The sequence below is a fragment of the Trichormus sp. NMC-1 genome, from assembly GCF_001858025.1.
GTDB lineage: Bacteria > Cyanobacteriota > Cyanobacteriia > Cyanobacteriales > Nostocaceae > Anabaena.
The window spans coordinates 284,588-311,213 of the sequence record NZ_LZQD01000001.1; the positions used below are offsets into that span (position 1 = coordinate 284,588).

The 26,626-nt window shown below is 39.5% G+C and carries 24 protein-coding genes and 1 pseudogene; 8 read left to right on the forward strand and 17 right to left on the reverse strand.

Annotated features, from left to right (window positions below):
• Positions 1–23: 23 nt before the first annotated feature.
• The 3 genes from sufD to sufB all read right to left on the reverse strand — a co-directional run bounded on the left by sufD (position 24) and on the right by sufB (position 3,638).
• Positions 24–1,349: a Fe-S cluster assembly protein SufD gene (sufD, locus tag A9Y75_RS01275; RefSeq protein ID WP_071187496.1), complete on the reverse strand. Its 1,326-nt coding sequence runs from the start codon at positions 1,347–1,349 to the stop codon at positions 24–26.
• A complete protein-coding gene (gene sufC, locus A9Y75_RS01280) occupies positions 1,349–2,134 on the reverse strand; it encodes a Fe-S cluster assembly ATPase SufC (protein ID WP_071187498.1) in 786 nt (261 codons plus the stop codon). The genes sufD and sufC overlap by 1 nt, the downstream gene beginning before the upstream one ends.
• 64 nt (positions 2,135–2,198) lie before the next feature.
• Entirely contained in the window at positions 2,199–3,638 is a 1,440-nt protein-coding gene (gene sufB, locus A9Y75_RS01285; protein WP_071187500.1) for a Fe-S cluster assembly protein SufB, read from the reverse strand.
• Positions 3,639–3,875: 237 nt separating this feature from the next.
• On the opposite strand from sufB, the gene sufR reads away from it, so the two are divergent.
• Both sufR and A9Y75_RS01295 read left to right on the forward strand, forming a co-directional pair.
• The gene (sufR, locus tag A9Y75_RS01290) at positions 3,876–4,565 is read left to right on the forward strand and encodes an iron-sulfur cluster biosynthesis transcriptional regulator SufR (protein ID WP_071187502.1); all 690 of its coding nucleotides are present in this window, start codon (positions 3,876–3,878) and stop codon (positions 4,563–4,565) included.
• 32 nt (positions 4,566–4,597) lie between these two features.
• Positions 4,598–4,858, forward strand: coding sequence for a hypothetical protein (locus A9Y75_RS01295; protein ID WP_071187504.1), 261 nt, complete (start codon positions 4,598–4,600; stop codon positions 4,856–4,858).
• Positions 4,859–5,205: 347 nt separating this feature from the next.
• On the opposite strand, the gene A9Y75_RS01300 is transcribed toward A9Y75_RS01295, so the two are convergent.
• Together A9Y75_RS01300 and A9Y75_RS01305 are read right to left on the reverse strand one after the other, a co-directional pair.
• A complete protein-coding gene (locus A9Y75_RS01300) occupies positions 5,206–5,841 on the reverse strand; it encodes a hypothetical protein (protein ID WP_071187506.1) in 636 nt (211 codons plus the stop codon).
• Between the two features lie 445 nt (positions 5,842–6,286).
• Positions 6,287–6,613: a YbjQ family protein gene (locus A9Y75_RS01305; RefSeq protein ID WP_071187508.1), complete on the reverse strand. Its 327-nt coding sequence runs from the start codon at positions 6,611–6,613 to the stop codon at positions 6,287–6,289.
• Positions 6,614–6,669: 56 nt separating this feature from the next.
• Here A9Y75_RS01305 and A9Y75_RS01310 point away from each other — a divergent pair, with 56 nt between their 5' ends.
• Positions 6,670–6,858, forward strand: coding sequence for a hypothetical protein (locus tag A9Y75_RS01310; RefSeq protein ID WP_071187511.1), 189 nt, complete (start codon positions 6,670–6,672; stop codon positions 6,856–6,858).
• Positions 6,859–7,080: 222 nt separating this feature from the next.
• Positions 7,081–7,761 carry a tetratricopeptide repeat protein gene (locus A9Y75_RS01315; RefSeq protein ID WP_071188779.1) on the forward strand — a complete coding sequence of 227 codons (681 nt, stop codon included), beginning with the start codon at positions 7,081–7,083 and terminating at the stop codon, positions 7,759–7,761.
• Between the two features lie 103 nt (positions 7,762–7,864).
• Here the strand turns inward: A9Y75_RS01315 and A9Y75_RS01320 are convergent, their stop codons facing one another.
• From A9Y75_RS01320 to A9Y75_RS01345, 6 genes and pseudogenes are all read right to left on the reverse strand, one after another.
• On the reverse strand, positions 7,865–8,773 hold the full coding sequence (locus A9Y75_RS01320; protein WP_071187517.1) for a peptidoglycan-binding domain-containing protein: 909 nt from the start codon (positions 8,771–8,773) through the stop codon (positions 7,865–7,867).
• Positions 8,774–8,977: 204 nt separating this feature from the next.
• Positions 8,978–10,960: an NAD+ synthase gene (locus tag A9Y75_RS01325; protein ID WP_236721296.1), complete on the reverse strand. Its 1,983-nt coding sequence runs from the start codon at positions 10,958–10,960 to the stop codon at positions 8,978–8,980.
• On the reverse strand, positions 10,935–11,129 hold the full coding sequence (locus A9Y75_RS29235; RefSeq protein ID WP_236721297.1) for a four helix bundle protein: 195 nt from the start codon (positions 11,127–11,129) through the stop codon (positions 10,935–10,937). Before A9Y75_RS29235 ends, A9Y75_RS01325 begins: the two co-directional genes overlap by 26 nt.
• Positions 11,130–11,191: 62 nt before the next feature.
• Positions 11,192–11,938: an NUDIX domain-containing protein gene (locus A9Y75_RS01335; protein ID WP_071187519.1), complete on the reverse strand. Its 747-nt coding sequence runs from the start codon at positions 11,936–11,938 to the stop codon at positions 11,192–11,194.
• Positions 11,863–12,505 (reverse strand): annotated as a pseudogene (locus A9Y75_RS01340) (nicotinate-nucleotide adenylyltransferase). Before A9Y75_RS01340 ends, A9Y75_RS01335 begins: the two are co-directional and overlap by 76 nt.
• A gap of 18 nt (positions 12,506–12,523) precedes the next feature.
• Positions 12,524–13,906, reverse strand: coding sequence for a nicotinate phosphoribosyltransferase (locus A9Y75_RS01345; RefSeq protein WP_071188781.1), 1,383 nt, complete (start codon positions 13,904–13,906; stop codon positions 12,524–12,526).
• 521 nt (positions 13,907–14,427) lie between these two features.
• On the opposite strand from A9Y75_RS01345, the gene A9Y75_RS01350 reads away from it, so the two are divergent.
• Positions 14,428–14,580 (forward strand): nicotinate phosphoribosyltransferase, encoded by a 153-nt coding sequence (locus A9Y75_RS01350; RefSeq protein WP_071187521.1) that lies wholly within the window; start codon positions 14,428–14,430, stop codon positions 14,578–14,580.
• Positions 14,581–14,711: 131 nt separating this feature from the next.
• On the opposite strand, the gene A9Y75_RS01355 is transcribed toward A9Y75_RS01350, so the two are convergent.
• Both A9Y75_RS01355 and A9Y75_RS01360 read right to left on the reverse strand, forming a co-directional pair.
• Positions 14,712–16,127: an LCP family protein gene (locus A9Y75_RS01355; RefSeq protein WP_071187523.1), complete on the reverse strand. Its 1,416-nt coding sequence runs from the start codon at positions 16,125–16,127 to the stop codon at positions 14,712–14,714.
• Between the two features lie 287 nt (positions 16,128–16,414).
• Positions 16,415–16,801 carry a hypothetical protein gene (locus A9Y75_RS01360; protein WP_071187525.1) on the reverse strand — a complete coding sequence of 129 codons (387 nt, stop codon included), beginning with the start codon at positions 16,799–16,801 and terminating at the stop codon, positions 16,415–16,417.
• Between the two features lie 256 nt (positions 16,802–17,057).
• Here A9Y75_RS01360 and A9Y75_RS01365 point away from each other — a divergent pair, with 256 nt between their 5' ends.
• A complete protein-coding gene (locus A9Y75_RS01365; protein ID WP_071187527.1) occupies positions 17,058–18,233 on the forward strand; it encodes an AI-2E family transporter in 1,176 nt (391 codons plus the stop codon).
• Positions 18,234–18,267: 34 nt separating this feature from the next.
• Here the strand turns inward: A9Y75_RS01365 and A9Y75_RS01370 are convergent, their stop codons facing one another.
• Positions 18,268–18,480: a hypothetical protein gene (locus A9Y75_RS01370; protein WP_071187529.1), complete on the reverse strand. Its 213-nt coding sequence runs from the start codon at positions 18,478–18,480 to the stop codon at positions 18,268–18,270.
• Positions 18,481–18,698: 218 nt separating this feature from the next.
• On the opposite strand from A9Y75_RS01370, the gene A9Y75_RS30010 reads away from it, so the two are divergent.
• A complete protein-coding gene (locus A9Y75_RS30010) occupies positions 18,699–18,821 on the forward strand; it encodes a hypothetical protein (protein ID WP_269086257.1) in 123 nt (40 codons plus the stop codon).
• Between the two features lie 34 nt (positions 18,822–18,855).
• Here A9Y75_RS30010 and A9Y75_RS01375 read toward each other — a convergent pair whose 3' ends face one another.
• From A9Y75_RS01375 to A9Y75_RS01385, 3 genes are all read right to left on the reverse strand, one after another.
• The gene (locus A9Y75_RS01375; RefSeq protein WP_071187529.1) at positions 18,856–19,068 is read right to left on the reverse strand and encodes a hypothetical protein; all 213 of its coding nucleotides are present in this window, start codon (positions 19,066–19,068) and stop codon (positions 18,856–18,858) included.
• Between the two features lie 455 nt (positions 19,069–19,523).
• Positions 19,524–23,312, reverse strand: coding sequence for a DUF4347 domain-containing protein (locus A9Y75_RS01380; protein WP_071187530.1), 3,789 nt, complete (start codon positions 23,310–23,312; stop codon positions 19,524–19,526).
• Positions 23,313–23,945: 633 nt separating this feature from the next.
• Complete coding sequence (locus A9Y75_RS01385) at positions 23,946–25,544, reverse strand: S8 family serine peptidase (protein WP_071187533.1); 1,599 nt, start codon at positions 25,542–25,544, stop codon at positions 23,946–23,948.
• Positions 25,545–25,657: 113 nt separating this feature from the next.
• Between A9Y75_RS01385 and rpe the strand changes: the two genes are divergently transcribed.
• Positions 25,658–26,365: a ribulose-phosphate 3-epimerase gene (rpe, locus tag A9Y75_RS01390; RefSeq protein WP_071187535.1), complete on the forward strand. Its 708-nt coding sequence runs from the start codon at positions 25,658–25,660 to the stop codon at positions 26,363–26,365.
• The last annotated feature ends 261 nt before the right edge of the window (positions 26,366–26,626 follow it).

Here is a 26,626-nt window from a genome sequence, read left to right on the forward strand (position 1 = left end):
CCTTGTACTTTAGTGCAAGGCATTTATTTATTCGTGAGACTTGTGACAGTTCTCAACAAACTTTCTCGCAAAGAAGCAACAGGAATAAAGTTAATAATTTCCGTTGCGAAAGCATTAACTAATAACTTGCGGGCATCATTTTCATCAATACCGCGACTTTGCAGATAGAATATTTCATTATCCTCCAACTGACTGACAGTAGCACCATGAGCGCATTTAACATTATCAGCAGTGATTTCTAATTGAGGTTTGGTATCAATTCTCGACTTAGATGATAACAGCAAATTGCGATTTAATTGAGATGCGTCAGTTAACTGCGCCAGTTTAGGAACAAAAACCTTACCATTAAACACACCATGAGCGCGATCGCCTATAATGCACTTATGTAACTGTTTACTCACACCATGAGGATGATTCAAAGACAAAGCACTGTGAGTATCAGCCAATTGATTATCAGCAATCACAGTTAAACCATTCAGAGTCGTTTCCGTTTGTTCACCAGTTTGCAAAATCTCCAAATTGTGACGTGATATTTTTCCACCCACAGTCACCGCATTACAATTATAACGACTATATCGCGCCTGAGTAACAGCAGTTTTCCCAACATGAAAAGCCGCCGCACCTTCCCGCACAATTCTATTGTGACTCACCTGAGCATTTTCATTTACCCAGATTTCCGTCACACCATTATTAAAATAAACACCCTCATTTTGTGAAGATGAAATATACTCTTCAATTAAAGTTACTTGAGAGTTACTTTCAGCTACTACCAAACAACGAGGTTGAGAAATAATTGCAGACTCACCCGACACAGAAACAAATAGTAAATGAATGGGATTTTCAACCACCACATTTTTACCAACCCATACCACCGCGACATCATTTAAAGCCGCAGTATTCAGAGCAGTAAAAACTTCCTTTGCTCCCTCAGCTTGCGCTAAATATTCCCGAATAACTTCACCAGGTAAAACATCCAAATTACCGATTATTAACCCAGTAGGTAAATCTGTAATGTTAGATAAATGAGGTGCATAAACACCATTTACAAATACTAAACGTTGAGAAACTTCAGGTAAAATCATGGATTGTAGAGACGTTCCATGGAACGTCTCTACATTATTGAATGTAACCTGTTTTAGTGCTGATAAATCAGTAAATCGCCATTCTTCCTCACGGGTATTAGGAATAACAGAATGACGCACCCAATTAACAGCACCGTCGCGTAAATCTTGTAACCAACCATCTGATTTTGTGGTAGTTACCCGACTTAACAAATCAGTTAAATAAGCATCCCTATCTAATAATAAAGCAGCTTCATTTAACACATCAACATTAATTGGAATAGACATTACACACCCACTCCCAAAGCTTCTTCTAAAACCCAATCATAACCGCGAGATTCTAACTCAAGCGCTAACTCCTTACCACCACTTCTAATAATTTGTCCCTGCGCCATAACATGAACAAAATCAGGAACAATATAATCGAGAAGACGTTGATAATGAGTAATCATAATTGTGGCATTTTCAGCATTAGTTAACTGATTAACACCATTAGCGACAATTTTCAGAGCATCAATATCTAAACCAGAATCAGTTTCATCCAAAATCGCCAACTTTGGTTCTAAAATAGCCATTTGCAGAATTTCATTCCGCTTCTTTTCACCACCAGAAAAACCCTCATTCACACTGCGGTTAAGAAAAGAAGAATTCATCTTCACAATATCCAGCTTTTCCTCAACCAAATCATCAAAATCGAAAGCATCAACCTCTTCCAAACCTTGAGCTTTGCGACGAGAATTATAAGCCACCCGCAGAAAATCCAAATTACTCACACCGGGAATTTCTAGAGGATATTGAAAAGCTAAAAACACACCACTTCTAGCTCTTTCTGCTGCTTCCATTTCCAAAAGATTTTGTCCTTGAAAAACCACCTCACCACCAGTAACAGTATAAGCTGGATGTCCCGCCAACACCTTAGAAAACGTACTCTTACCAGAACCATTTGGTCCCATAATCGCGTGAACTTCCCCAGCGCGAACCTCCAAATTCAAACCCTTTAAAATCGGAGTTTCATCAACATTAGCCGTCAAACCCTTAACCGACAAAATCAAACCACTATTCTCAATAATCATCTTCTCTGCCTTCTTCTCTTCTTATTTTCTTTCTTTGCGCCTTTGCGCCTTTGCGTGAGACTTCTTAACCTACACTACCTTCCAACTTCAGACTCAACAACTTATCAGCCTCAACAGCAAACTCCATAGGAAGCTGATTAAAAACATCTTTACAGAAACCGCTAATCATCATCGAAATAGCATCTTCCGAAGAAATACCACGTTGAGCAAAAAAGAACAATTGATCTTCACCAATTTTAGAAGTAGAAGCCTCATGCTCAACCTTCCCAGTATTATTCTGAACCTGAATATAAGGAAAAGTATTAGCTTGAGCATTATCACCAATTAACATCGAATCACATTGAGAATAATTTCTCGCACCCTTAGCAGTAGGATTAATCTTAACCAAACCCCGGTAACTATTACTAGATTTACCAGCAGAAATTCCCTTAGAAATAATTGTACTGCGGGTATTTTTGCCAACGTGAATCATCTTACTACCAGTATCAGCTTGCTGCATATTATTTGTTAATGCAACTGAGTAAAATTCACCCACAGAATTATCACCAACTAACACACAACTAGGATACTTCCAAGTAATAGCAGAACCCGTTTCTACTTGAGTCCAAGAAATCTTAGAATTGACACCTTGACACAAACCACGTTTAGTCACAAAGTTGTAAATTCCGCCTTTACCATTAACATCACCAGCGTACCAGTTTTGAACGGTAGAATATTTAATTTCCGCATTATCTAAAGCCACCAATTCCACAACCGCAGCGTGTAATTGGTTGCTGTCGTACATTGGTGCTGTACAACCTTCTAAATAAGAAACATAACTCCCTTCGTCGGCGACAATTAAAGTCCGTTCAAACTGTCCTGTATCACCGGAATTAATACGGAAATATGTAGACAATTCCATTGGACATTTTAAGCCCTTGGGAATATAAACGAAAGAACCATCACTAAATACAGCCGCATTTAAAGCTGCAAAATAATTATCAGCAATGGGAACAACGCTACCCAAATATTTTTTAATTAGTTCTGGGTGTTCTTGCAGAGCTTCCGAAAAAGAACAGAAGATTACGCCTTCTTTAGCCAGTTTTTCTTTATATGTAGTGGCGACAGAAACACTATCAAAAATCGCATCAACAGCAACGTTGGTTAATCGCTTTTGTTCATTTAAAGGAATACCTAATTTTGCAAAGGTTTCCAATAAAGTGGGATCAACTTCATCTAAACTATTGAGTTTTGCTTTCTTTTGTTTCGGTGCAGAATAATAAATAATATCCTGATAATTAATAGGCGGATATTGGACATGAGACCAAGTTGGTTCTGTCATTTTCAGCCATTGGTGGTAAGCGCGGAGGCGATATTCCAACATGAATTCCGGCTCATTCTTTTTGGCGGAAATCAGGCGAACAACATCTTCGCTTAATCCACGGGGGATAGTATCGGCTTCAATATCGGTAACAAAGCCGTACTTGTAAGGTTGGTTGACTAAGGTGGTGACGGATGCGCTCATCTTTTCTTCTGTGTTCTCTTTAAAGGACGGCGGACGGGTTGCATAACGCTGACTCCCGTTTTGTGTTACCGATTGCTAACAGGACTGCTAGAATAGGTTTAACGACTAAAACAACTCGGCTGTTGTTTAATCTATTTTCATTGTACGATAGATTAACAACAACAATGTTGTTTAAGTCAAATTTTCAGAAAAAAAGTTTTTTATTTTGGGACGTTTGCGAAGCGTCTAATAAAGAAGATGACGACTACCCAGCAGACCTCAACGAAGCAGGATATCCTAAAGTATCTATTGAAACACTCACAAGCAACGGCTGTTGAGTTGGCTAACTCTTTTGATGTCAGTCCCCAAGCGATTCGCCGCCATTTAAAGGATTTGGAGACGGATGAATTAGTTATATACTCGGTATCAGAACAACCGAGTATGGGCAGACCACAGCACGTTTATCACTTGAGTAGGCGAGGAAGACAACACTTACAAAAAAGCGTCAATAGCTTAAATGATAGTTATGGCGATTTTGCTGTTTCTCTCCTTGACACCTTAGCGGAAACTGTAGGACGTGATCAAGTAAAATCTATTTTACGGAAACAGTGGGAACGCAAAGCCCAGGAATATCGGGAACGGGTGGGTAATGGTTCTTTGCAGGAACGAGTCGCAAATTTGATAGAATTGCGAAAGGCAGAAGGTTTTATGGCGGAGTTTCACGCTGTGGAATCAGATGCTACTGGTGCGGAGAGATTCATTTTTATGGAACATACCTGCGCCATTTCTAACGTTGCTGAATCTTTTCCTAGTGTCTGTGGTAATGAATTAGAAATGTTTGCGGCTATTTTACCAGATTGTACTGTAGAACGTACCCATTCGCTGATTCATGGTGAACATCGTTGTGGTTATTTGGTACAAGCGCAAAAGCACCAGATTAAAGAATAAGTTTATTTTTGTAAGTTTGAAAATATCATTTTATGGATGTATCCCCAAACCAATCAACAACTCAATTTTTAACCCTGGAAGAATCAGCAAAAATAGATGCTGCTTTGTTATCTTCTCCAGAAAAGTTTTTAACTAGACTGACAATTTCTTCCTTGAGGATTTTACAACATATCGCTCAAGAGTATGAGGTAAAAATTGAAGATTTAACCACACAACAAGTTATTAACTGGTTTGAAAAAGATGCCAAGATTAGAAGAGAGGAAGGCGTTGAAACTGCATACCTAAAGTGGTAGAAATAATCAATAATATATGACTAAAAGGCGAGTTTTTAGTAGTTAAAGCTTCGCTATATTTTGATGACTATGACTATATCTAAATAGTTGTAGCTCTGCTGGTAATCGCAGTCAAGTCGCTTCTCTACGAGACGCTGCGCGAACGCTCCAATTAAAAATTAAAAATTAAAAATTATTAATTAAAAATTACAAATTGTGTTCAGTTTAAGACTTATAATTAGGGAACCGCGCGGAGAGTTTTTTTGATAAGTAATTAAGCGAACATAACATTAAATAATCAAATAAAAAGCACCCTTTCCAGGTGCTTAACAAATTAATTAAGTATTTTTAGTTGTTCAAAGGATTCGTTAATGATTGTAATTATTAGTACGAGGTGTACGAGCGCCGGCAACCGCACCTATGAGCGCAGTAGCTAAACCTAACAAAGAACCAAAGACATACCACCACAAAGTTCTAGAAGTTGCTGCTGCAATTTCACGAGCTTGTGCAGCAGTTAACTGAGGCACATTTTGCGGTATGGTAGAACCCGACTGCTGTACTTGATTTATCACGTCTCCGGCGTTAGCAGCAATAACACCGAAAGCACCGGTTACTCCAGTTGCTAATAGCCATGAGCTAAGAGCTAATGTCGTTGCCCAAAGAATAGCACCATTAAGAAGCGCTGTGTTGCGATTCATTGGTCCACAACCACGGGTTGTTACCCAACCACCAACAAATAGGGAAATCAACAAAGCAATAGTCGACCAAAGCCCTACATTATTGGAAACACCCGCTGTAATCGATCTAGGTGCTAATGAGTCAGCTATTCTACCTGCCCCAAGAGCGCCAAAAAATGCACTTAAAACCAATTGTGTAGCTAAACCAACCAAGACACCGGAAATTATCGGACCCCAGCGAACACGATCATGATATTCAGCTACTCGACTCGCAATACCTGTCTCTGTGGGTATCATATCATCATTTACCCGATTTACGTATGACATAGTGTATTTTCTCCCTTGCTAGTTCAGGAAATTTTCTCAGGTATATTTATGCTTGTATATTCAAAATTAAATTACTTTTTGTAAGTTTTTATATCTATCACTAGAAAGACTTGATCACTATGTCGTTAGTAGGAATAATAACTTTTAAATTCACTCATTCACTCATTTAAGTTTGATTGTCAATACCTTGTCCAAATTGGAAAAAGCCTTGATTTGTAGGTTGGGTTGTTCGCGTGAGCGTTGCGGAGCAATAGCATGAAACCCAACAAATGCGTTGGGTTGCGCTGTCGCTTAACCCAACCTACAGAAGATGGACAAGGTATTGATTGTATAACTACATATTGCAGATATTTGATATGGAAATTATCAAAATATATATCTTTGAAACGGCATTTTAGGTACTCAAATATCCCCGCTTTTACTTAATGAGAAAATCAGGAAAATTTTAACGAATCTTAACAGCTGTACCTGTGGCAGTAATTAGTAATAAAACTCCCGATTGGTCAACGTTGATGGTTCCTGTATCCATTTCAATGCCAATTACAGCATCTGCTCCTAAACGTTGCGCTCTTTGTTCTAGCTCTTCTAATGCTTTTCGTTGTCCTTGCTCAAAGAGACGTTCATAGCTGCCTGTACGTCCACCAACGATATCACGAATGCTGGCCAAAAAATCCCGCAGGAAATTGCTACCATAGACAACTTGTGCTGTCACAATACCCAAATATGAATCAATTACAGCGCCTTGAATTACGTCAGTGGTACTTAACAGCATAAATTTACTTCCAAAATAGCAAATAACTTGATATATTCTAATTTTGCATTTTTCTGATGCAGATTGCCAGAATTGGTGGAACTTTTTGGATGTTATGGGAATCAGGTTTGATTATTGATAGTTGGCGTGGCGTAGCCATAGTTACTCATGGAGGATATTACAGCACTTGCCGATGTTATGAGGTACAGAATCAAAATTTAAACCTAGACACCAAGGCAGTTTTACTCCTGACTCCTGACTTCTGAATTCTGCTGTATCACAACTTTAACTGGAATTGTTAGGTCTTTTTGATTTGAATTTTAGTATAAAATATCGCCTAATTTTATGGCATCAATAGATAAATTGACTAAATTATTAATCCTAAATTATTAATATTAAACAAATGTGAATAAAGACACTTTCCAAAATTAACTATTTTTGTTTTAATGTACAAACAAAAACTTTACGAAACTTTAAGGAAATTTACTGTGTTCAAACAAACATCATTTTTAGTAACTTTTCTATTATTAGGATGTGTCATGACTACTACACCCTTAATAGCTCAAGCTGAGGTATTAGTGGCACAAGCCAGAAATCCGCAGTTAAAGCAACTGTTAGAAGAAGGGAGGAGACTAGTAGATACAGGGGATTATAATGGGGCGATCGCAATTTATCAGCAAGCTGCAAATATAGACCCCAGAAATGCCAAGATACATTCTGGGATTGGCTACTTATATGCTCAACAAGGGAATTTTCAATTGGCGTTAGCTGCGTACCGTCGAGCGATCGCTATTGACTCCAATAATAGTGATTTTTACTACGCTGTCGGTTATATCAAAGGTAACTTAGGAGACACCGCTGGAGCAAAAGAAGCTTATCGTCGTGCTATTCAGCTGAATCGTGGCAATCTTAATGCCTATTTAGGTTTGGGCGTAACTCAAGCCTTGCTAGGAGACTATGAATCAGCTAAGTGGGCGTATGAACAAGCAATTAATTTAAATAGGAATAATCCCCGCACTTATGAGTTGATGGGTTCAATGTTCAAACAGCGACGACAAACCCAACAAGCCAGCAGCGTGTTACAAAAAGCCCGGGATTTATATCGACGTAGTAATGATCCAGAAGGATTAGACAGGGTAGAAGCCATGCTGCGAGAGATTGGTGGCTAATCCAATTTGGGATTTGAGATTTTGCTTTGGGAATGAAACACATCAATATCAAAAGCAACGGGTAATGAATTCTACTCATTACCCACTAGTTTAAACTTGCTTTTTATCCAGGAAACTGTTTTAGTAAATCATCCCCTGGAATAATTGTTGTGTAAAAGACATAATTCTTATTAGCTACATAACGACGGTCTTTTTTAACAATCGCCATAAACTCTTTATGTCCTTCTATTCTTCTTCCCACTAAACAACCTGCGCTGGCACCTTTAATATCATTGACAGGATAATCATAGCCCCAGTGTTGATTGATATAAAAATCATCACCTGTATCAAGTTTATCGCCAGTTCTTTTAAAGTCTTTGTTGAAATCTCTGCAAACAGTGAGATTTCCAACTTGTCTTAATGCTTCATGAGGCTGTGCCGTACCATGCAGTCCTACAGACCAAGCTTTGTATTGCCCAAACTGAATTCTAGCTGCACCTTTATCATTCATTGGATTATAAGTGTAGTGCTTTCCTGGTTCAGTAGTTGCTTGCCAGTTGTTGACAATTTTGGGAATACCATCTATTACTTCGATCACAATCCGTTGGTCATTAAATTCATTGGGGGCATCATTATTAAGAGTCCAATCCCCATTCATTCCTTCTATATAAACTATGTTGTATTCTTGAGGGTTTGTGAATACTTCATATTTTTTTGCCTGCATATATTTAATAATTCTGCTGGCAATATCGTTTCCAAGTTTTAGGGCTGGTTGGGGTATTTCTTCTTTTTTTGTTTCAATCAGTTCTTTGGCTGTGATTGCTCCTAAAAATTCAGCCTCTCCAATTTTCATTAACTCTTGAAATTTTTTGAGGGCTGCTGTAGAAACAGGGCCAAATTTTCCATCGGCTGGGGGTTCAAGTAAACCCAAATCAATTAACCGTAGTTGAATCTGACGTGGTAATTCTGCGTCAAGAGCGATCGCTTCGTAGCCCCATTTTTCATCTGTACCTAAAAAATCTTGTAGTTTCATTCTGCACCTTATCGTTATTTACCTAATTTTTCTGCTCATGTCCGAATATATACGCTGAACTAGAAAATGGGTGCAAATTTTTACTTATTTTAAAGATTAAAAAAATCCCCATAAATAATGCTGCTTCCTTATATTGATGGGAAACAGCAAAATCTGAAAATTGGCTTTTTGTATAATCAAAGACTTATTTTTCGACTGCCACTGTCATTTTTGAGTTGAAATACCAGTAGAGACGTTAGTTATATGGTGAGAATTGTTCACAGTCAGCCAATTAATTTTACTAGCAATAGGCATTCGCCAACCAGTACCGAAGGCGCGGTCAGTGATTTTCAGTCCGGGGGGTGCTTGTCGTCGTTTAAATTCAGACCTTGCTACCATTTGCAACACTCGGTTGACAATTTCTGGATCATGACCTGCTGCAACTATTTGTACTGCTGATTGGTGGTTGTGAATTAAACGTTCTAAGATATCATCCAAAATATCATAGGCTGGTAAAGAATCTTGGTCAACTTGACCTGGTTTCAGTTCCGCGCTGGGTGCTTTGGTGAGAATATTTTGGGGAATAATTTCCGTTTGGTTATGAGAATTTAACCAATGACAAAGAGAATAAACACGGGTTTTAGGGACATCTGCAATCACTGCTAAACCGCCATTCATATCACCGTAAAGAGTGCAGTAACCAACAGCCATTTCCGACTTGTTCCCAGTAGAGAGAAGGAGATGTCCAAATTTATTAGCGATCGCCATTAATAAATTACCACGAATTCGAGATTGAATATTTTCCTCCGCAATACCAAACTCAGTTCCTGCAAATAAATCAGCCAAAGTGTGATCAAACCCCTGCATTAATTCGCCAATCGGTAGAATATGAGTTTTAATTCCCAAATTCTCGCCTAAAGCCAAAGCATCACTAATAGAATGTTGGGAACTATAAAGAGAAGGCATCAAAACACCAAAGACATTTTCCTTACCCAATGCCGCAGTGGCAATTGCCGCTACTAATGCCGAATCAACCCCACCACTTAAACCTAATATTACTTGATAAAAATGACATTTCTGGATATAGTCTTTCACACCCAAAACCAAAGCCTGCCAAATTTCCTCATCTTCAGATTCATCAGCAGGGGAAACAGAACCTAACTGTAAATCGCGCTGTATTTCATCAAACTTAACTACTACTAAATCAGCTTTAAAACCCTTAGCGCGACAGATAATTTCACCTTGACGATTTAAAGCAAAACTGCGTCCGTCAAAAATCAAATCATCATTGCCACCAACTTGATTAGTATAAATTACTGGTTGTTTAAAATTGACTGCACTATGTTGCAGCATAGCTTCTCGTAACTTTCGCTTACCGACAGTATAGGGTGAGGCAGATAAATTCACAATTAAATCTACACCTAAAATTGATAAATCAGCAATAGGATTAACTGCATAACTACGTTTACCCCAAAATTCCTCATCATTCCACAAATCTTCGCAAATAGTTACGCCAATATTTATATCATCTAAAGTGAAATAATTAGCTTGTAATCCAGCTTCAAAATAACGTTTTTCGTCAAAAACATCATAGGTTGGTAAAAGTCGTTTGTGGAAATATTGTTTAACTTTCCCTGCTTCTAATAAAGCAATACTATTAAATAAATTTTTTCCCCCAGTAATGTGTGCTTCTTTATTTTGAACAACAGTTCCTACTAACACAGCTAAATTGGCAGGTAAATCTTTAGCTAATTGTTGCAATGTCAGATTCATTGCCTCTATAAAACTAGGATTTAATAATAAATCCCTAGGTGGATAACCACATAAAGAAAGTTCTGGTGTTAATAATAAACGCACACCTGAAGAAGCTGCCTTTTCAGCAACTTCGAGAATTTTTTGGGAGTTACCGAGTAAGTCACCAATGATAGGATTAAGTTGAGCGATAGCTATTTTCATATAACAAGGGAATAGGGAATAGGGAATAGGGAATAGGGAATAGGTATAATGATTATTATGGGTATATTTTTTTATTAAAGCAATAATCATTCTAGTTTCTTCCTGAAGATTTTGAAAAATTAACTCTATATCCTTAACATCACATAATCCCACTCTCACTGATATAAGAAGATGTGTTTGTAATTCATTAATCGAGCCTTGAGCTATATTTAAAAATCTTATATATTCACCAGATGTTCTTTCTTCTTCCATAACCTTCTGCTATATTGGCTGGAATAGAAACGGATGAGCGTCTAATTTGTTGAACCATACCATAAAGCTCTTCTTTGGGAAAAGTTTTGGTTAGGAGATAGCATTTTTCAGCTATATCCATACCTTTCTGCCAAATTTGTAAATCCTTAAAATCTTTAATGTCTGACATTTCTAATTTCTTCCCTCCATTCAAATAAAATACTATTCCCTATTCCCTATTCCCTATTCTCATTAAATAAACACCAAAGGCTTATCCTTAAAAGGTGCAAAAGCCTCAGCATCAAACTTATATAAACTAGCAGGACGGCCAGCACCTCGTGATACCTTAATTCCCGTATCGCATAAAAAACCTAACTTAAGTAAACGCGCTCGAAAATTAGAATAATCAGAGAAATTTTCTCCTAAAACAGTAGTGTATAACTGATATAAATCATTCAAAGTAAATGTGTCTGGCAAAACATCAAAAGCTACAGGACTATATTCCAATTTATTTTTAAGTCGTCTGTGTCCATAGGTAATAATTTCATTATGATCAAATGCTAATTTGGGTAATTGTTTAACAGGATACCAAGCAATACCAGCAACTTTATCAGCGATTAATTCTGCTTCTTCAAACCGGACTAAAGCAAAGTAACTAACTGATAAATAACGCACACCATAACTATCAATCTTTTCCCTTGGGTCACGATTTGGTCCACCAAAAGTATAAAGTTGTTCTAGATAGAGATTATGGACTTTAATTTTTTCTGCCATAATGCGATAAGCTGCATCTTCTAAAGATTCTCCTTGACGCACCAAAGTACCAGGAAGACTCCAAGAATTTAAAAATGGTTCTTGCTGCCGCATTACTAACAGCACTAATAGCCGATTTTGGGCAGTATCTACAGAAAAAATGACATTATCTACACCGACTTTGAAATCAGCCAAAGGTTGTTGATTGATCGGATTTGAAATCTTTTTATGATTACGTCCTGACATTTAAACGTACAAATGCTCACGATGAATATAGGCAAAGACATGAGGTGTCAGAGTTTCGGGATCTTTTTGTTCACGAAAAGCGGTTGAGGAGACATCTAAACCGGTTAAACTAGCGATCGCTATTTTCCCTCCTAGCTGTTTAACTCTCTCTAAACTAGGATAATCTATTACATAACCTGGTCGGGGAATCACCAATAGCTGCACTTGTTTTAACAAATTTTCCACATGATACCAACGTGGTAATTGATCCAATAAATCTGAACCAATTACCAAAGTATATTCGGCATCATCACCCCAAAGTATCTTAGCTTTTTCTAAAGTTTCCAATGTTCTCCAACTACTTAAATCTTGTTCTAAAGTAATATTTTGTTTTGGGGCATCTATATCTGTAATTAGCAATTGTAACATTGCTGCCCGATGAGATAAAGGAGTTTGTTGAGACTTGAAAGGATTATCCGCAGCCCAAACTGCCACCCAATCATAACCCTCAGACAACCATTTGAGAATTTTCTGATGTCCAGCAGTTGGTGGATCTGCACTTGTACCAAATAAAGCAATTCTCTTCATTTTACTTTGCCTTCTTTGCTATTTTTTTTTAGTTTCTTCCGTCAACTTCTGCAAAGGTTCAGAAATCTCCACTGTCACAGAAACAGAATTTTCTAATCTTCGTGTTTCCTCCGGTAAACTAGCTACAGAAGCGGCAGTGCGTTGACGAATTGTAGCTAAACTTTCCTGTGGTTGTAATTGTTTACCCTCCTTCATTACCAACTTTAATAGAGGTTGTTCTGTAACTGAATTTTCAGAAACTAATCCCAATCTATCTGCTTGTAACTTACTTCCTACAAATGAGCGAAAAATTTGCTTTCTTCCTGGATAAGTAAATTTACCACTAGACTGTTTCATAACTGGAATGCCATCAATATCTACAAGTTTATAAACTCCATTCACTGGTGTACCTGTAACTAGTTTGGTTCCTATGCCATAACTATCAATTTCTGCCCCTTTGGCTTTTAATCTGGCAATTTCCCATTCATCTAAGTCACCACTAGCGAAGATTGACACATTTGGTAAGAGCGATCGCACTTCTTTTGATAAAGTTACTAAATCTCCAGAATCTAACCTCACCCCGCTTAATGTCATTTCCCCTGCTTTCACCTTTTCTGCCAATCTTTGAGCAGCAGCAACCGTATCATATGTATCAATTAACAAAGGCGCACCAGGAAAATATTGATGAAATGCAGTAAAAGCCTGTTCTTCACTGCCTTCTAAAGCTGACAAAGCCATAACTAAAGCGTGTGCCATCGTACCACTTGGTTTTTCGCCTAGCTGTATCGCTGCTAACACATTGGAGGTGGAATCTAAACCACCTGCTAAAGCCGCCCTTGCTGCCCATAAAGAAGCTTGGGGACTAAAAGCTCTTCTTGTACCGAATTCTAAAAGTTTTGCTTTCTCTCCCGCAATATCACGCAATCTTGCTGCCCTAGTAGCAATTAAAGTTTGATAATTCAGAGTATTTAATAGATAGGTTTCTACTAACTGCGCTTGCCACAGTGGTGCTTCTACTCGTAATAATGGTTCCTTAGCAAATACCGCTGTGCCTTCTGGTACTGCCCACACATCTCCAGTAAAACCGCCCTCTGTTAATAATGACCAAAAACGCTCAGGTGCATGAGTAAAAATTTCCGTAGCTTGCAAAGCCGCAATTTGCGAGGAATTAAAGCGGAATTTAGCCAAATATTCCAAAGCTTGCGCCAACCCCATAGCAATTAAATAGCTAAACCCTTCCGGTAAGCGCCTGACAAACAATTCAAAGCTGGCACGTTTTTGTTCTATACCTTCACCTGTGTAGCAAGCAGCCATTGTTAGCTGGTAAAGATCAGTCAGTAAGCTGTAATCCTCAGTACTGAAATTTAGTTCTGGATGATGGTAGCTTTGCTGTACATAGTCCACATTGGGAAAGGTTGTCATGAGAGAGCGTCCTACAAAGAGTGCTTCTTTTGTTATGGTAGAACTTACCATAATTAATGTCAAGCATTAGGGTAATTAATAGTCAAAAATGCCATGAAGCCCTATGTTTACAGGAAAAGTAATCTGTAACTAGCTATTAATTTACATTTATTAATAGTGATTAAAAATAATTTAGAGCAATCTTCAAGGTGCTGAGGACAGCAAATATATGCCAGAGGGGAGCCGTAGGTATTGATAAAACCTAGATACCAAAAGACTTTTCACATCGTTACCCATGCCATAACTGAAGTTTTTGTACTTTTATGGCTTCATTTTGCTTTAAAAAAGTTCCTCAAACTTGGTTAAAGCTAGTTATGTTTATCTGCGTACTCTTCAATCTCCATAAAATAAAGTATTGCAAAGACATCTAAAAAAATATTGCGGATATTATCAATATATTGCAAATATGAGCAATTAGAAAATAACAGAACTACAGTTATAGACATCGCCACTCAAGCGAATAAAAAAGGAGTTTCAATAATATGGCTATTTTCAGAATTGTTGCTAGTATAACTCAGTTTATTTCTGAAGCGGTAATTCGGATTTTTGGACCTAATGATGATGCCTATCCTATAATTGGTTTTCAACCTTTTACAGGTGATCCTTACAAGAGAGGTAGAGCAGAATCTTGGTAGATATTTACTTAGGGATAATTTACATTTCTAAAAGCGATAAAAATAAAGGCGTAGGATTTTTCCTCACGCCTTTTTGTTGTTATAGATAATTGGTTTAGTTGGGTTGATTCCCATTAGCTATTAGTCATGAATTACCTATTACCAGTTTCAAAAAGACCTTTGTTCTGCAACCAATCTTTACCGATTTGAATACTAATATCTGAACCGATATTACCGGTGCTTTCTACCCGCACTTCTCCAAATCCCAAGGTGTTACGAATTGATTCAGCGCTATCACTGTCTCCTTGTTGGGCGACAATATGAGTCGTTTCTAACGGTTCACCCCAGGGTTTAGAAATGAATATATTGCGATATCCAGCTTTTTCCAAGGCTCGGATTAAAGGACGAATCTGAGAGCGCTCGCCACCAGTACTATCCTGAATTGCTACACGCAAACTAGCAAGCTCAGTGGTTTGTGATTCGAGTGATGCCGATTCTAAACCAAAGTTTTTAGTCATTACTTTGGTAATAGCATTTTTATTTGGTAACCAATAACTAGCGTCATACTCACCATTCTCGCTAAAACGACCAGGCAGCATTAACATTTGCATATTAGAGCGATTGGTTCGCGCTCCAAAGCCGACTAACGCCACCAGTTCCTCAACAGTTAAATTTGTATCAATATGCTCTTTGACAGTATTAAGAATTTGGGGTAATTGGGTGAGTGTTGTCGGGTTGAGACTCTGTTCAATTAAAGCACGCAATACTATTTGCTGACGCTGAATCCGGCCAATATCGCCCAGTTCATCATGACGAAAACGAAGTAATTGTAATGCTTGATCGCCTTGGAGATGCTGTTTACCTGCCTTTAAATTAATATATAAATGCTGAGAATCATCCTGATATTTCATATCTTTGGGAACATAGACACTCACCCCACCCAACGCATCAATCAGCTTACCAACTCCCAAAACATTAATGCGGACATAACGATCAATCCCTACTCCACCCAGGAGATTACTTGCAGTTTTAGCAGTTAAAGCAGGACCACCATCCACATTAGCGGCGTTAATTTTTTTCACTCCATACCCTTCTATTTCTGTACGGGTATCCCTGGGAATAGAAAGCATGACGATTTTTTTTGTCTCTGGATCAAATTTGATCAACAGCATGACATCAGCAAGACCGTCAAAGGAATTGATTTGGGGTAAATACCTGAGTCCTTTGCTATCAGATGGGGGGTTCTGCACATCTGGAGGCAGTACACTCATACCCATAACTAAGATATTCACAGGACGAGTTAATTGAGAAAATTGGAATCCATTACCAGAAATGCGATCGCCATCAAATACTGCCGCCTCCTTTGCACTCAACTGGGCTTGCTGCAAAGGCGTACTGTCCCAAGAAACTGCTAACAATGCCCCCGCCATTCCTGATACCATTGCAATCCCGCTCATCCCCACCGCAAACCATAGCCAACGCCCAGATTTTGACTTACGAAAGTTTTTGCCTCTGGATTTGGTTTTCGCTGATTTATTATTTTCTGCTGATGTTCTTTGACTAGTCACAAACTTCCTCACGCTGACTGAATAAAATACCCTAAATGTGCAGACTCTATATAATATGTGGACAAATCAAACCATAATAGCTAACTCTGAATTCACAATGTTGATTTTTTTGCGAGGATAGAAACTACAAGACCTATAGCGGTCTTTCTGGATATTTGTTGCTAATCCGGAGATGTTTATTGAAGTATGGCAATAATAAACCACATTTGCCCAAAGCGGGTGGCAAATTAACTGTAAAGTCGTGTATCATGAGTAAAAATAATCACAAGCTTCTCACTAATCAAAATTTAGTACTTACGTAGCATTCGCTCGGCCAAATTGCTAAATCCTGGTAATCTGTAAGACTTTCCTTGGATGAGACGAAAAATTAACCAAATACTTACCAAAAAGTAACCAGATGTGAAAAAGCTGTTAAGGATTAACAACCTCAGTGTAAAAAAATCTGAAGTTGCTGCCCCAGTCGTTAAAAATAAGTACCCTAACATCCATGTAAAACTTAAAGTAATGGACAGGCGGCTCACTGTCAGTTGTTCCCTGCTACCCTGGCGACGATAGAGCGTCCATAGAGAGGGAAAAAAGCCGAGAATTGGAATCAAATATAAAAACAGCAGCCTTTTAGAAGTGGCGGTGTCTTCAGAATTTGAGTAATTTTCAATTGGTGGTAGATTGTCCATATTGCTTAGTCTAAGCTTAAAGAAGCAGTTGAGAATGCCTTGGGGTTTTGGTTTTAACCTCTTGTTTGAGTTCGTTACCATAACGTTAGATTGTCCCAGATCCCAGAAAATGCTGTACGGGGAACTTCCACGAAGTAGCACTCCCGAATTTCTGTATTCTCTAGATAAACTAGAGAAATGAATCATATTCATATAGTTAGAGATAATAGTTTGTAAAGAAGAATTCAATTTAGTTCTATCCCGCAATCAGCTGAAAATGCAGACACGCAAGCTACTCGACTGGTGGCAAACACTTACACCAATAGCGCGAATCGGGGCGATCGCGCTATTCACTCCGCTATTATTTCTCAATGGTTGGGCTATATCGGCAATTTTCAATTATTTCCATTCTTTGATAGTCATTTTAGTCGGAGCCTCAGTTCTAGCATTTCTGCTCAACTACCCCGTGAGTTGGATGGAACGCCACGGTGCTAGACGAGAACAAGTTGCTATCTTAGTATTTTTATTAGCTTTATCCATTTTATTAGCGCTGGGTGTCACCCTCTTTCCTCTAGCACTTACCCAAGCCCAACAACTGGTAGCCCGCTTACCAGAATTGATTGACTCGGGGCGATCGCAGTTAATGATTCTCAACGAAAAAGCCGAAAGCATGGGCTTACCGATTAACCTTGATGCGATCGTCGTCCAAATTAACGATCGCGTCAAGGGTCAATTGCAAGCCATCGCCGGACAAGTTTTAAATCTGGCTGTAGTCACCTTTACCAGCTTGTTAGACTTCCTGCTGACAATGGTTTTGACTTTCTATCTATTACAGCACGGCGGAGAACTCTGGCAAAGCTTAGTTGAATGGCTACCTTCTAAATTTCGTGATCCTTTTTCTAGAACAGTACGCCTGAGCTTTCAAAACTTCTTTATCACCCAATTAATTTTATCTACCTGTATGGCCACTGCTCTCATTCCCACATTTTTGTGGCTGAAGGTACCATTTGGGCTATTATTTGGCTTGACTATTGGCCTGATGGCTCTTGTTCCTTTTGGCGGTTCTGTGGGTATCGCCCTGACAACTTTGTTGGTTTCTTTACAAGATTTTGGGATGGGTACAAAAGTCTTATTAGCCGCAGTTATCGTACAGCAAATTCTCGAAAATATCATTGCACCCCGCATTTTAGGGAGTTTTACAGGTTTAAATCCTGTTTGGATACTAATTTCGGTGTTGACAGGTGCGAGAATTGGCGGACTTTTGGGCGTAATTGTGGCGGTTCCTTGTGCTGTCGTCATTAAGACAGTTATTAGCGCCATCCGTCCGCCAGTGATTGGTATCGATACAGAAGATTCCTCTTCAGGGGAAATAGTTGCACCCATGACATCAGAAGCATCTACCCAAACTCAAGCTCCAAATTCTCTCAGTGTTTCGGAAGCAACTTTACCTTAAGCAATTAAAAATTCAAAATTCAAGCCGGAGAAAACTATTGTTGAGTGTTTTCGTGTGATAATTTAGGCTCGGAACTAGGTAGACGAGATTTAGTAATTAAATTGTTAGCAGTATCAACTTGGGAACAACCCAATACACCCAACAGCACAACGCTGGCTGCGGCTAAAACGTAGCGTCTACCTAGACTAACACCGTAACGTCTTTGTAAGAAATTTTCTTGCACATCTTTAAACTTCTGCCCGGTCATCTGCTACCTCATTTGTGGTTTCATCTGTCTATCAAGTTAGACGTTCATAATATGTCAGATGTTCACTATCGCATTTGCCGGCAGATAAACAGTTGCTGGTTACAGTTTTGGTAACAACTAAAAAACGCCCAATACATCTGTCTGAAATGGCTTACGCCTCCCGTCAGGGATACAGGATTGACAGGATTTAAGGATTTGCAGGATGAATCCGTCCGCCAGTGATTGGTATCGATACAGAAGATTCCTCTTCAGGGGAAATAGTTGCACCCATGACATCAGAAGCATCTACCCAAACTCAAGCTCCAAATTCTCTCAGTGTTTCGGAAGCAACTTTACCTTAAGCAATTAAAAATTCAAAATTCAAGCCGGAGAAAACTATTGTTGAGTGTTTTCGTGTGATAATTTAGGCTCGGAACTAGGTAGACGAGATTTAGTAATTAAATTGTTAGCAGTATCAACTTGGGAACAACCCAATACACCCAACAGCACAACGCTGGCTGCGGCTAAAACGTAGCGTCTACCTAGACTAACACCGTAACGTCTTTGTAAGAAATTTTCTTGCACATCTTTAAACTTCTGCCCGGTCATCTGCTACCTCATTTGTGGTTTCATCTGTCTATCAAGTTAGACGTTCATAATATGTCAGATGTTCACTATCGCATTTGCCGGCAGATAAACAGTTGCTGGTTACAGTTTTGGTAACAACTAAAAAACGCCCAATACATCTGTCTGAAATGGCTTACGCCTCCCGTCAGGGATACAGGATTGACAGGATTTAAGGATTTGCAGGATGAAAATTCTATCAACAAAATTCATATCCCCGATTTCGTGAAGAAGTCGGGGATTTTATTGTTGCTAATTAATTAATTATAAAATAGTTCTTCCTTATCAAGTTCACTATAACACATTGAAAACTCCATGTCAATATACTTCCTTCTCTCTTTGCGTCAGGTCAACCGTAGGGTGGGTTAGCGAAAGCGTAACTATTTAGATCCCCGACTTCTTAAAGAAGTCGGGGATCTTGTTATTCTTGTTTTTACCAATTAACTAAACAAGAAATTACCACCAAACAGGTTGACATTCACGCTCGCACTATTAAAGCCAGATGTACCTGATAAAGTAGCTAATAACTGACCAGTGCCAAAACCCGAATTACCAATTGTACCATCACCAATCCGTAAAATAGTATTACTACCTGATGTCACCACATCAAAATTAGCAATGCCTGTAAATTGGATTTTATCACCACCAACACCACGCACAAACTGATAAATAGTATCTGCACCATCATTCAAAGCATACTTAACGATATCCACAGCACCATCATTTAAACCCAAATAGAGTTTATCGTTACCAACACCACCCGTCAGAGTATCTGCACCTGCACCACCTGTTAGAGTATTAGCTGCGGCATTACCTATGAGCATATTATTGAGAGTATTCCCAGTAGCATTAATCGCAGCAGTACCTTGTAAAGTCAGATTTTCTACATTATTAGCTAAAGTGTAGGTTACAGTGCTGAAAACATTATCAGTTCCAGCATTAGCAGCTTCGGTAACGATGTCTCCGACATGATCAACATAGTAAGAATCGTTACCAGCACCACCAATCATGGTATCAGCACCAGCACCACCTGTTAGAGTATTAGCTGCGGCATTACCTGTGATTCTATTATTCAGCGCGTTACCAGTAGCATTAATCGCAGCAGTACCTTGTAAAGTCAGGTTTTCTACGTTATTGGCTAAGGTGTAAGTTACAGTACTCAACACAGTCTCAGTTCCAGCATTAGCAGCTTCAGTGATGATGTCTCCGATATTATCCACATAGTAGGTGTCATTACCCAAACCACCAATCATGGTATCTGCACCCGTACCACCATTGAAGACGTTATTAGCACTGTTGCCTGTGAGGGTATTATTTAAAGTGTTACCAATACCATTAATCGCTGCTGTGCCGGTTAAGGTTAACTTTTCTAAGTTGGCTTTTAATGTCCAAGCGATAGAAGATTCAACAGTATCAATACCTTGATTTAAAACTTCGGCGATGACATCTCCAGCATTATCTACCACATAAGTGTCATTGCCAATACCACCAACTAATAAATCTGCACCTGTTCCTCCGTTCAGGTAATCATTACCACTTCCACCACCTAAATCATCATCTCCTGCACCACCTTTAATCCAATCGTTTGCAGCAGTACCGGAAAAGCTGACTGTACCTGCAAAGCTGCTTAAATCAAAGCGTTCAAAGCCGGTGATGGTTGTACCGGGGATGTTTAATTGATTGGTGGTGTTATTGGTATCAATGGAAATGATATCGGCTGTAGTTCCCCCGGTAATTATCAGGGTATCTGTGCCTGTACTGCCTTTGAGGGTGTCATTTTGTTGTAGGTTGGCAAAGGTGCTGGTAATGGTGTCGTTGCCACCTTGAGCGTCTATGATGTCTTGTTGGGGTGTGGTGGTGAAGTTTTCGTTAGCTGCTGTACCTGTGATGGTGTTGTTAGCAGTAAATTCACTGACATCAATAATCTTTAAACCACCAATACCATCAGCAACATAAGCGTAGTTGCCTACCACTTGTACATCCCTAGCATAGTCACTAGTATCATAATTGCCCTTGAGGACGGGGTTTGTAGGATTGCTGATGTCGATGATTTGCAATCCTGAAACATCATCAGCAACATAAGCGTAGTTGCCTACTATTTGTACATCCCTAGCATAGCCAGAAGTATCATAACTGCCCTTGAGGATGGGGTTTGTGGGATTGCTAATATCGATGATTTGCAGTCCTGAATAAAAATCAGCAACATAAGCGTAGTTGCCTACTACTTGTACACCATTAGCATCGCCACTAGTATCATAACTGCCCTTGAAGATGGGCTTTATGGGATTGCTGATGTCGATAATTTGCAGTCCTGAATTACCATCAGCAACATAAGCGTAGTTGCCTACTATTTCTACACCAAAAGCAAAGCCGCTAGTATCATAACCGCCCTTGAAGATGGGGTTTATGGGATTGCTGATGTCGATAATTTCCAGTCCTTTATCCCCGTCAGCAACATAAGCGTAGTTGCCTACTATTTCTACACCAAAAGCAAAGCCGCTAGTATCATAACCGCCCTTGAAGATGGGGTTTATGGGATTGCTGATGTCGATAATTTCCAGTCCTTTATCCCCGTCAGCAACATAAGCGTAGTTGCCTACTATTTGTACATCCCAAGCATAGTCATCATTAGTATCATAACTACCCTTGAGGATGGGGTTAGTGGGATTGCTGATGTCGATGATTTGCAGTCCTGAATAATCAGCCACGTAAGCGTAGTTGCCTACTATTTGTACATCCCAAGCATAGTCATCATTAGTATCATAACTACCCTTGAGGATGGGGTTAGTGGGATTGCTGATGTCGATGATTTGCAGTCCTTTATCCCCGTCAGCAACATAAGCGTAGTTGCCTACTATTTGTACATCTCTAGCATAGCCACTAGTGTTATAATTGCCTTTGAGGATGGGGTTAGTGGGATTGCTGATGTCGATGATTTGCAGTCCTGAAACATCATCAGCCACATAAGCGTAGTTGCCTACTATTTGTACACCTGTAGCACCCCCACTAGTATCATAGCTGCCCTTGAGGATGGGGTTAGTGGGATTGCTGATGTCGATGATTTGCAGTCCTGAATAATTATCAGCCACATAAGCGTAGTTGCTTACTATTTGTACACCATAAGCAGAGCCACTGGTGTTATAATTACCTTTGAGGATGGGGTTAGTCGGGTTGCTAATGTCGATGATTTGCAGTCCTGAATAATAATCAGCAACATAAGCGTAGTTGCCTACTACTTGTACATCCAAAGCAACACCAGAAGTATCATAACTGCCCTTGAGGATGGGGTTAGTCGGGTTGCTAATGTCGATGATTTGCAGTCCTGAATAATAATCAGCAACATAAGCGTAGTTGCCTACTACTTGTACACTCCTTCCAGAAGAAATATCATAATTACCCTTAAAAACTGGGTTGTTGGGGTTGCTAATATCAATAATCTCCAGCGTATCCCCCACCGCGTAGGCATAGTTACCCACGACCGTCACATCACTGGCACCACTTAAACGATCCCACACTCCAACTAACGTAGGTGCAAATACTCCTTGATAGGTGTTGAGGGTGTCTGCACGAAAAACAGAACCTAACCCCCTAACCCCCTTCCCTACAAGGGAATGGGGAATATTGAAACTCTTTGTTATCATCACATCTGTTCCTGTTCCCTCTCCTTGTAGGAGAGGGTTAGGGAGAGGTAAGATTTGATTTGTAACGGGAATATTAACTTCTAATTCCCAATTTCCCCCTAAAGCTACATTTCCGGTTTTTGTTGCGGTTGCGCTAATGGTTGCGTTAGTAATCTCATGTAATTTTCTAATAAATTCTTCTCCAGCATCCCCCGCAGCGACGTTACAACCATAGAGTAAAATACTCTGGCTTTGCCAACGCTGCAATAAACCAGCATATTTACTGATGCTGTCTAAATTCAGTTGACTATTCCCTAAATACAAACATCCCGGAGAACCGTGGGAAACGATATGTACTGTGATAATTTGGCGATGTTGTTGTAAAAATTCGGTAATTTCCTCAATCCCGTCTCGATTTGGGGAAAGGATAAATGATTTTACTCCTTCCACAACTCCTATCTGTAGGGTTTGGTAGTCGGAAACGGAGGAATCAATAAAGACAACTGTAGTGGTTTGATTGATTAAAGAGTTGTTTAACATAGTTTTTCGCTGTTTACCTGATAACAGAGTGTGATTTCCTGTTGCATCATGGATTGTAGGGTTTAGCATTGCTAAACCCCTACCATTTCTAATACAGACAGGTTTAGATATAGTTATAATCGTAATGAATTTTATTTATAGATAGAACCGTAATCTTACTGGTATTATATATTGTTGTGATGAATTTTTCATTCACAGATATGACTTTTATGAAGAATAGTCCTTTTAGAGATGATTTTTAAACGCAAAGACTCGCTGAGGTAAACGCAAAGTACGCAGAGTCTTTGTTCAAGTTTTTGCTCTGAATTTATCTAATACTGTAAAGTCCAGATATTAGACGTTTTTGGTATAACGGGAAATTGGGAAAAAGGTAATACATTTCTAATCTTCTAGGACTTACGCATTCACAAAAAATATTAACTATGTATTGCTGCAAAAGCCACATTTACCGTAGGGGTTTAGCAATGCTAAACCCCTACCCCACGGTTGATTTATCGGCAAAAATAGAATTAGTTGCAGCCTGAAATAAGGTATTTTGGTGAAGGCATATCATGATTGATTTGTACAATGCGTAAGTACTATCTTCATCCTGCAAATCCTTAAATCCTGTCAATCCTGTATCCCTTACGGGAGGCGTATGGCTAACGCCACGCAAGCTAGAGCCATTTCAGACAACAAATAATGCAGATCAAAGCTGCTGTATCAATTTGCGGGTACAGTCCACCAAGCTAAAGCATAGGGTTGACTGGCTTCATTTACTTGTTGCCGAAACTGCACCCGAATTTTATAATTCCCAGTAGCAGGAACTGGGCAAAAAATATGTTCTGTACTATCAATTTCGCTAATTGATGAACAAATATTCCCAGAGTCTGAATTTTTTGCATCAGCTTTTACTAAATAGAGATCAAGGTTATTTAATCCCCTATCTTGAAAATTTTCATCGATATCATACTGTTGATTATTATTTTTATCTTCTAATTCAACTAATCGATCCCAATTTAAGGTAATAGCGACAAAACTATTCTGTTTTAAAGGTTTTGCTAACGCATATTCTTTAGACGAATTAGCATTAATTGTGCTATAATTCCAACCAATGGCGGGGATAGATTCTGAAGATTGCCATTGACCAGAGCTAAACTGTTGATAAGCGCGAAAAGCATTTAAATGTCCTGCTCCCATTTGAGCATCTAAAGGAATTTTGGGATCTTTGTTAGCATCGGAAGCTAACCAATCTTGATTTTGTTTATCAATCAATGTCCGGGTCATTCCTAAGCGCAAACCATCACCGTTATCTTGGATTTTGTCTGCGGAATTCATTAATACAGCCTTCATGACTTGATGATGCCGGGAATTAATGCTCCAATGAGGTTGTTTAGTTCGTAACTGGCGGTCAGCAAATTCCTGTAATAAAGCCACAGTAGCTGTAACGTGAGGCGCTGCAAAACTTGTACCTGTAGATTTATTCAACTTGCCATCAGGATTAAGTAAAGGAATATTACTACCAGGTGCAACCAAACCTATAGCCGTGCGTCCATCAATATTAAACTCCTTCCCTACTAGACGACTAGCAAGTTCTGGGTTATTACCCGCCAGATTAGAAACATCTACTTTATTGAAAATTCCATCTCTCCGGGATGAAAAAGCGACGTTGACTCCGTTAAAATTATCTGTAGGAATGGGAATCCCGCCTTTGCCTTGATTGCCTGCGATCGCATACAGGACATCATGAACACGGCTAGACCAGTCAATACATAAAGTGAGTAAAGCTTTACCATCCAAAATAGCTTCTGGTCTGGGGTCACGGTTGAGAGGTTCGCCAAAACTGAAGTTAATAGCGCGAACATCCCCACCGTTTTGTAGTGCTATATGTTGCGCTGATAAACACTCTTCTGGTTGACCCATATTTTTGGTAGAACCGACAGCAGAAGAATATAATCGCGCTTCTGGAGCCACTCCCGGCCAGGCTTTATCCTTACTCACCATCACAGCAGCAACATTGTAAGCGTGGGGGTCAACACCGCTATTTGACTTAGCTGGTGTATTACGTAAAAACACAGCCACTGGAGTTAAAGCCCGGTTTTTAGATACCGCTTTATCCCAGCCAAACATTCCTGGCCGCCCAATTTCAACTTGACCAATGGCAATTTTTCGACCAGCTAAATTGTAGGGAGATTGATGTAGTTTCAGGGCATCAATACCATTAATTCCCAAAGAACTACCAAATTTGATAGCAGCCAAGACCGGCAAACTCAAACAGGAAACACCCAATCCCCAAATTACCCAAGTTTGTTTTTTGTTCATAAGTAGTCAGTTGTCACTTGTTCCCCAATTAGTAATTGGCAATTACCAATTAGCAAAAAGTCCATATTTTGTTACAATGCTTACAGACAAGGACGCTTAAAAACCCACCAGCCATGAACCAAAACTCATCTCAAAAGCCTATAGTTATCGCTCCATCTATCCTATCAGCCGATTTTAGTCGGTTAGGTGACGACATTCGCGCCGTAGACAAAGCCGGAGCAGATTGGATTCACGTTGATGTAATGGATGGTCGTTTTGTCCCTAATATTACGATAGGTCCCCTGATTGTGGAGGCGATTCGTCCAGTTACAACCAAACCTCTGGATGTCCACTTGATGATTGTGGAACCAGAAAAGTATGTAGAAGGTTTTGCTAAGGCTGGTGCTGATATTATTTCCGTACACGCAGAACACAACGCTTCCCCTCACCTGCACCGCACCCTGGGACAAATCAGAGAACTTGGTAAGAAAGCTGGAGTTGTACTCAATCCGGGTACACCTTTAGAGTTAATTGAATATGTCCTAGAATTGTGCGATTTAGTGCTAATTATGAGCGTTAACCCCGGTTTCGGTGGTCAAAGTTTCATTCCTAGCGTAGTTCCTAAAATCCGCAAGTTGCGTCAAATGTGCGATGAACGAGGTTTAGATCCTTGGATTGAAGTTGACGGGGGACTCAAGGCTAATAATACTTGGCAAGTTTTGGAAGCAGGAGCTAATGCTATTGTAGCGGGTTCGGCTGTTTTCAACGCTCCTGATTATGCTGAGGCGATTACCAATATCCGTAACAGTAAGCGTCCGACTCCAGAATTAGCTGCTGTTTAATTCACAGCAGAATTCAGGAGTCAGGAGTCAGGAGTCAGGAGGGGCGAACGGCCGTTCGCCCGTACAGGAGGAGGCAGTGCGTTGGGCGGGTTCCCCGACTTGTAGCAACTGCCGTCAACTGCCGTTCAGGAGTAAAACTGGCGAATGTGTCTAGGTTTCAATTTTGATTCTGTACCTCATTGATCTGCAATCTGCTGTAGTTTCAATTAGATACAGTCACAAAAAAAGTAGGGTGATGAATATTTGGGCGGGTTCCCCGAC

Bases quoted from the DNA above. Each gene is read 5' to 3' on its own strand.
- A9Y75_RS01335 (WP_071187519.1), bottom strand. From the start codon at position 11,938: ATGTCAGGACGTAATCATAAAAAGATTTCAAATCCGATCAATCAACAA.
- A9Y75_RS01345 (WP_071188781.1), bottom strand. From the start codon at position 13,906: ATGACAACCTTTCCCAATGTGGACTATGTACAGCAAAGCTACCATCAT.
- A9Y75_RS01370 (WP_071187529.1), bottom strand. From the start codon at position 18,480: ATGACCGGGCAGAAGTTTAAAGATGTGCAAGAAAATTTCTTACAAAGA.
- A9Y75_RS01305 (WP_071187508.1), bottom strand. From the start codon at position 6,613: ATGCTGTTAAGTACCACTGACGTAATTCAAGGCGCTGTAATTGATTCA.
- A9Y75_RS01300 (WP_071187506.1), bottom strand. From the start codon at position 5,841: ATGTCATACGTAAATCGGGTAAATGATGATATGATACCCACAGAGACA.
- A9Y75_RS01375 (WP_071187529.1), bottom strand. From the start codon at position 19,068: ATGACCGGGCAGAAGTTTAAAGATGTGCAAGAAAATTTCTTACAAAGA.
- A9Y75_RS01360 (WP_071187525.1), bottom strand. From the start codon at position 16,801: ATGGACAATCTACCACCAATTGAAAATTACTCAAATTCTGAAGACACC.
- A9Y75_RS01350 (WP_071187521.1), top strand. From the start codon at position 14,428: ATGGCTATTTTCAGAATTGTTGCTAGTATAACTCAGTTTATTTCTGAA.
- sufR (WP_071187502.1), top strand. From the start codon at position 3,876: ATGACGACTACCCAGCAGACCTCAACGAAGCAGGATATCCTAAAGTAT.
- rpe (WP_071187535.1), top strand. From the start codon at position 25,658: ATGAACCAAAACTCATCTCAAAAGCCTATAGTTATCGCTCCATCTATC.
- A9Y75_RS01365 (WP_071187527.1), top strand. From the start codon at position 17,058: ATGCAGACACGCAAGCTACTCGACTGGTGGCAAACACTTACACCAATA.
- A9Y75_RS01385 (WP_071187533.1), bottom strand. From the start codon at position 25,544: ATGAACAAAAAACAAACTTGGGTAATTTGGGGATTGGGTGTTTCCTGT.
- sufD (WP_071187496.1), bottom strand. From the start codon at position 1,349: ATGTCTATTCCAATTAATGTTGATGTGTTAAATGAAGCTGCTTTATTA.
- A9Y75_RS01380 (WP_071187530.1), bottom strand. From the start codon at position 23,312: ATGCTAAACCCTACAATCCATGATGCAACAGGAAATCACACTCTGTTA.
- sufC (WP_071187498.1), bottom strand. From the start codon at position 2,134: ATGATTATTGAGAATAGTGGTTTGATTTTGTCGGTTAAGGGTTTGACG.
- sufB (WP_071187500.1), bottom strand. From the start codon at position 3,638: ATGAGCGCATCCGTCACCACCTTAGTCAACCAACCTTACAAGTACGGC.
- A9Y75_RS01295 (WP_071187504.1), top strand. From the start codon at position 4,598: ATGGATGTATCCCCAAACCAATCAACAACTCAATTTTTAACCCTGGAA.
- A9Y75_RS29235 (WP_236721297.1), bottom strand. From the start codon at position 11,129: ATGTCAGACATTAAAGATTTTAAGGATTTACAAATTTGGCAGAAAGGT.
- A9Y75_RS01325 (WP_236721296.1), bottom strand. From the start codon at position 10,960: ATGGAAGAAGAAAGAACATCTGGTGAATATATAAGATTTTTAAATATA.
- A9Y75_RS01320 (WP_071187517.1), bottom strand. From the start codon at position 8,773: ATGAAACTACAAGATTTTTTAGGTACAGATGAAAAATGGGGCTACGAA.
- A9Y75_RS01310 (WP_071187511.1), top strand. From the start codon at position 6,670: ATGCAGATTGCCAGAATTGGTGGAACTTTTTGGATGTTATGGGAATCA.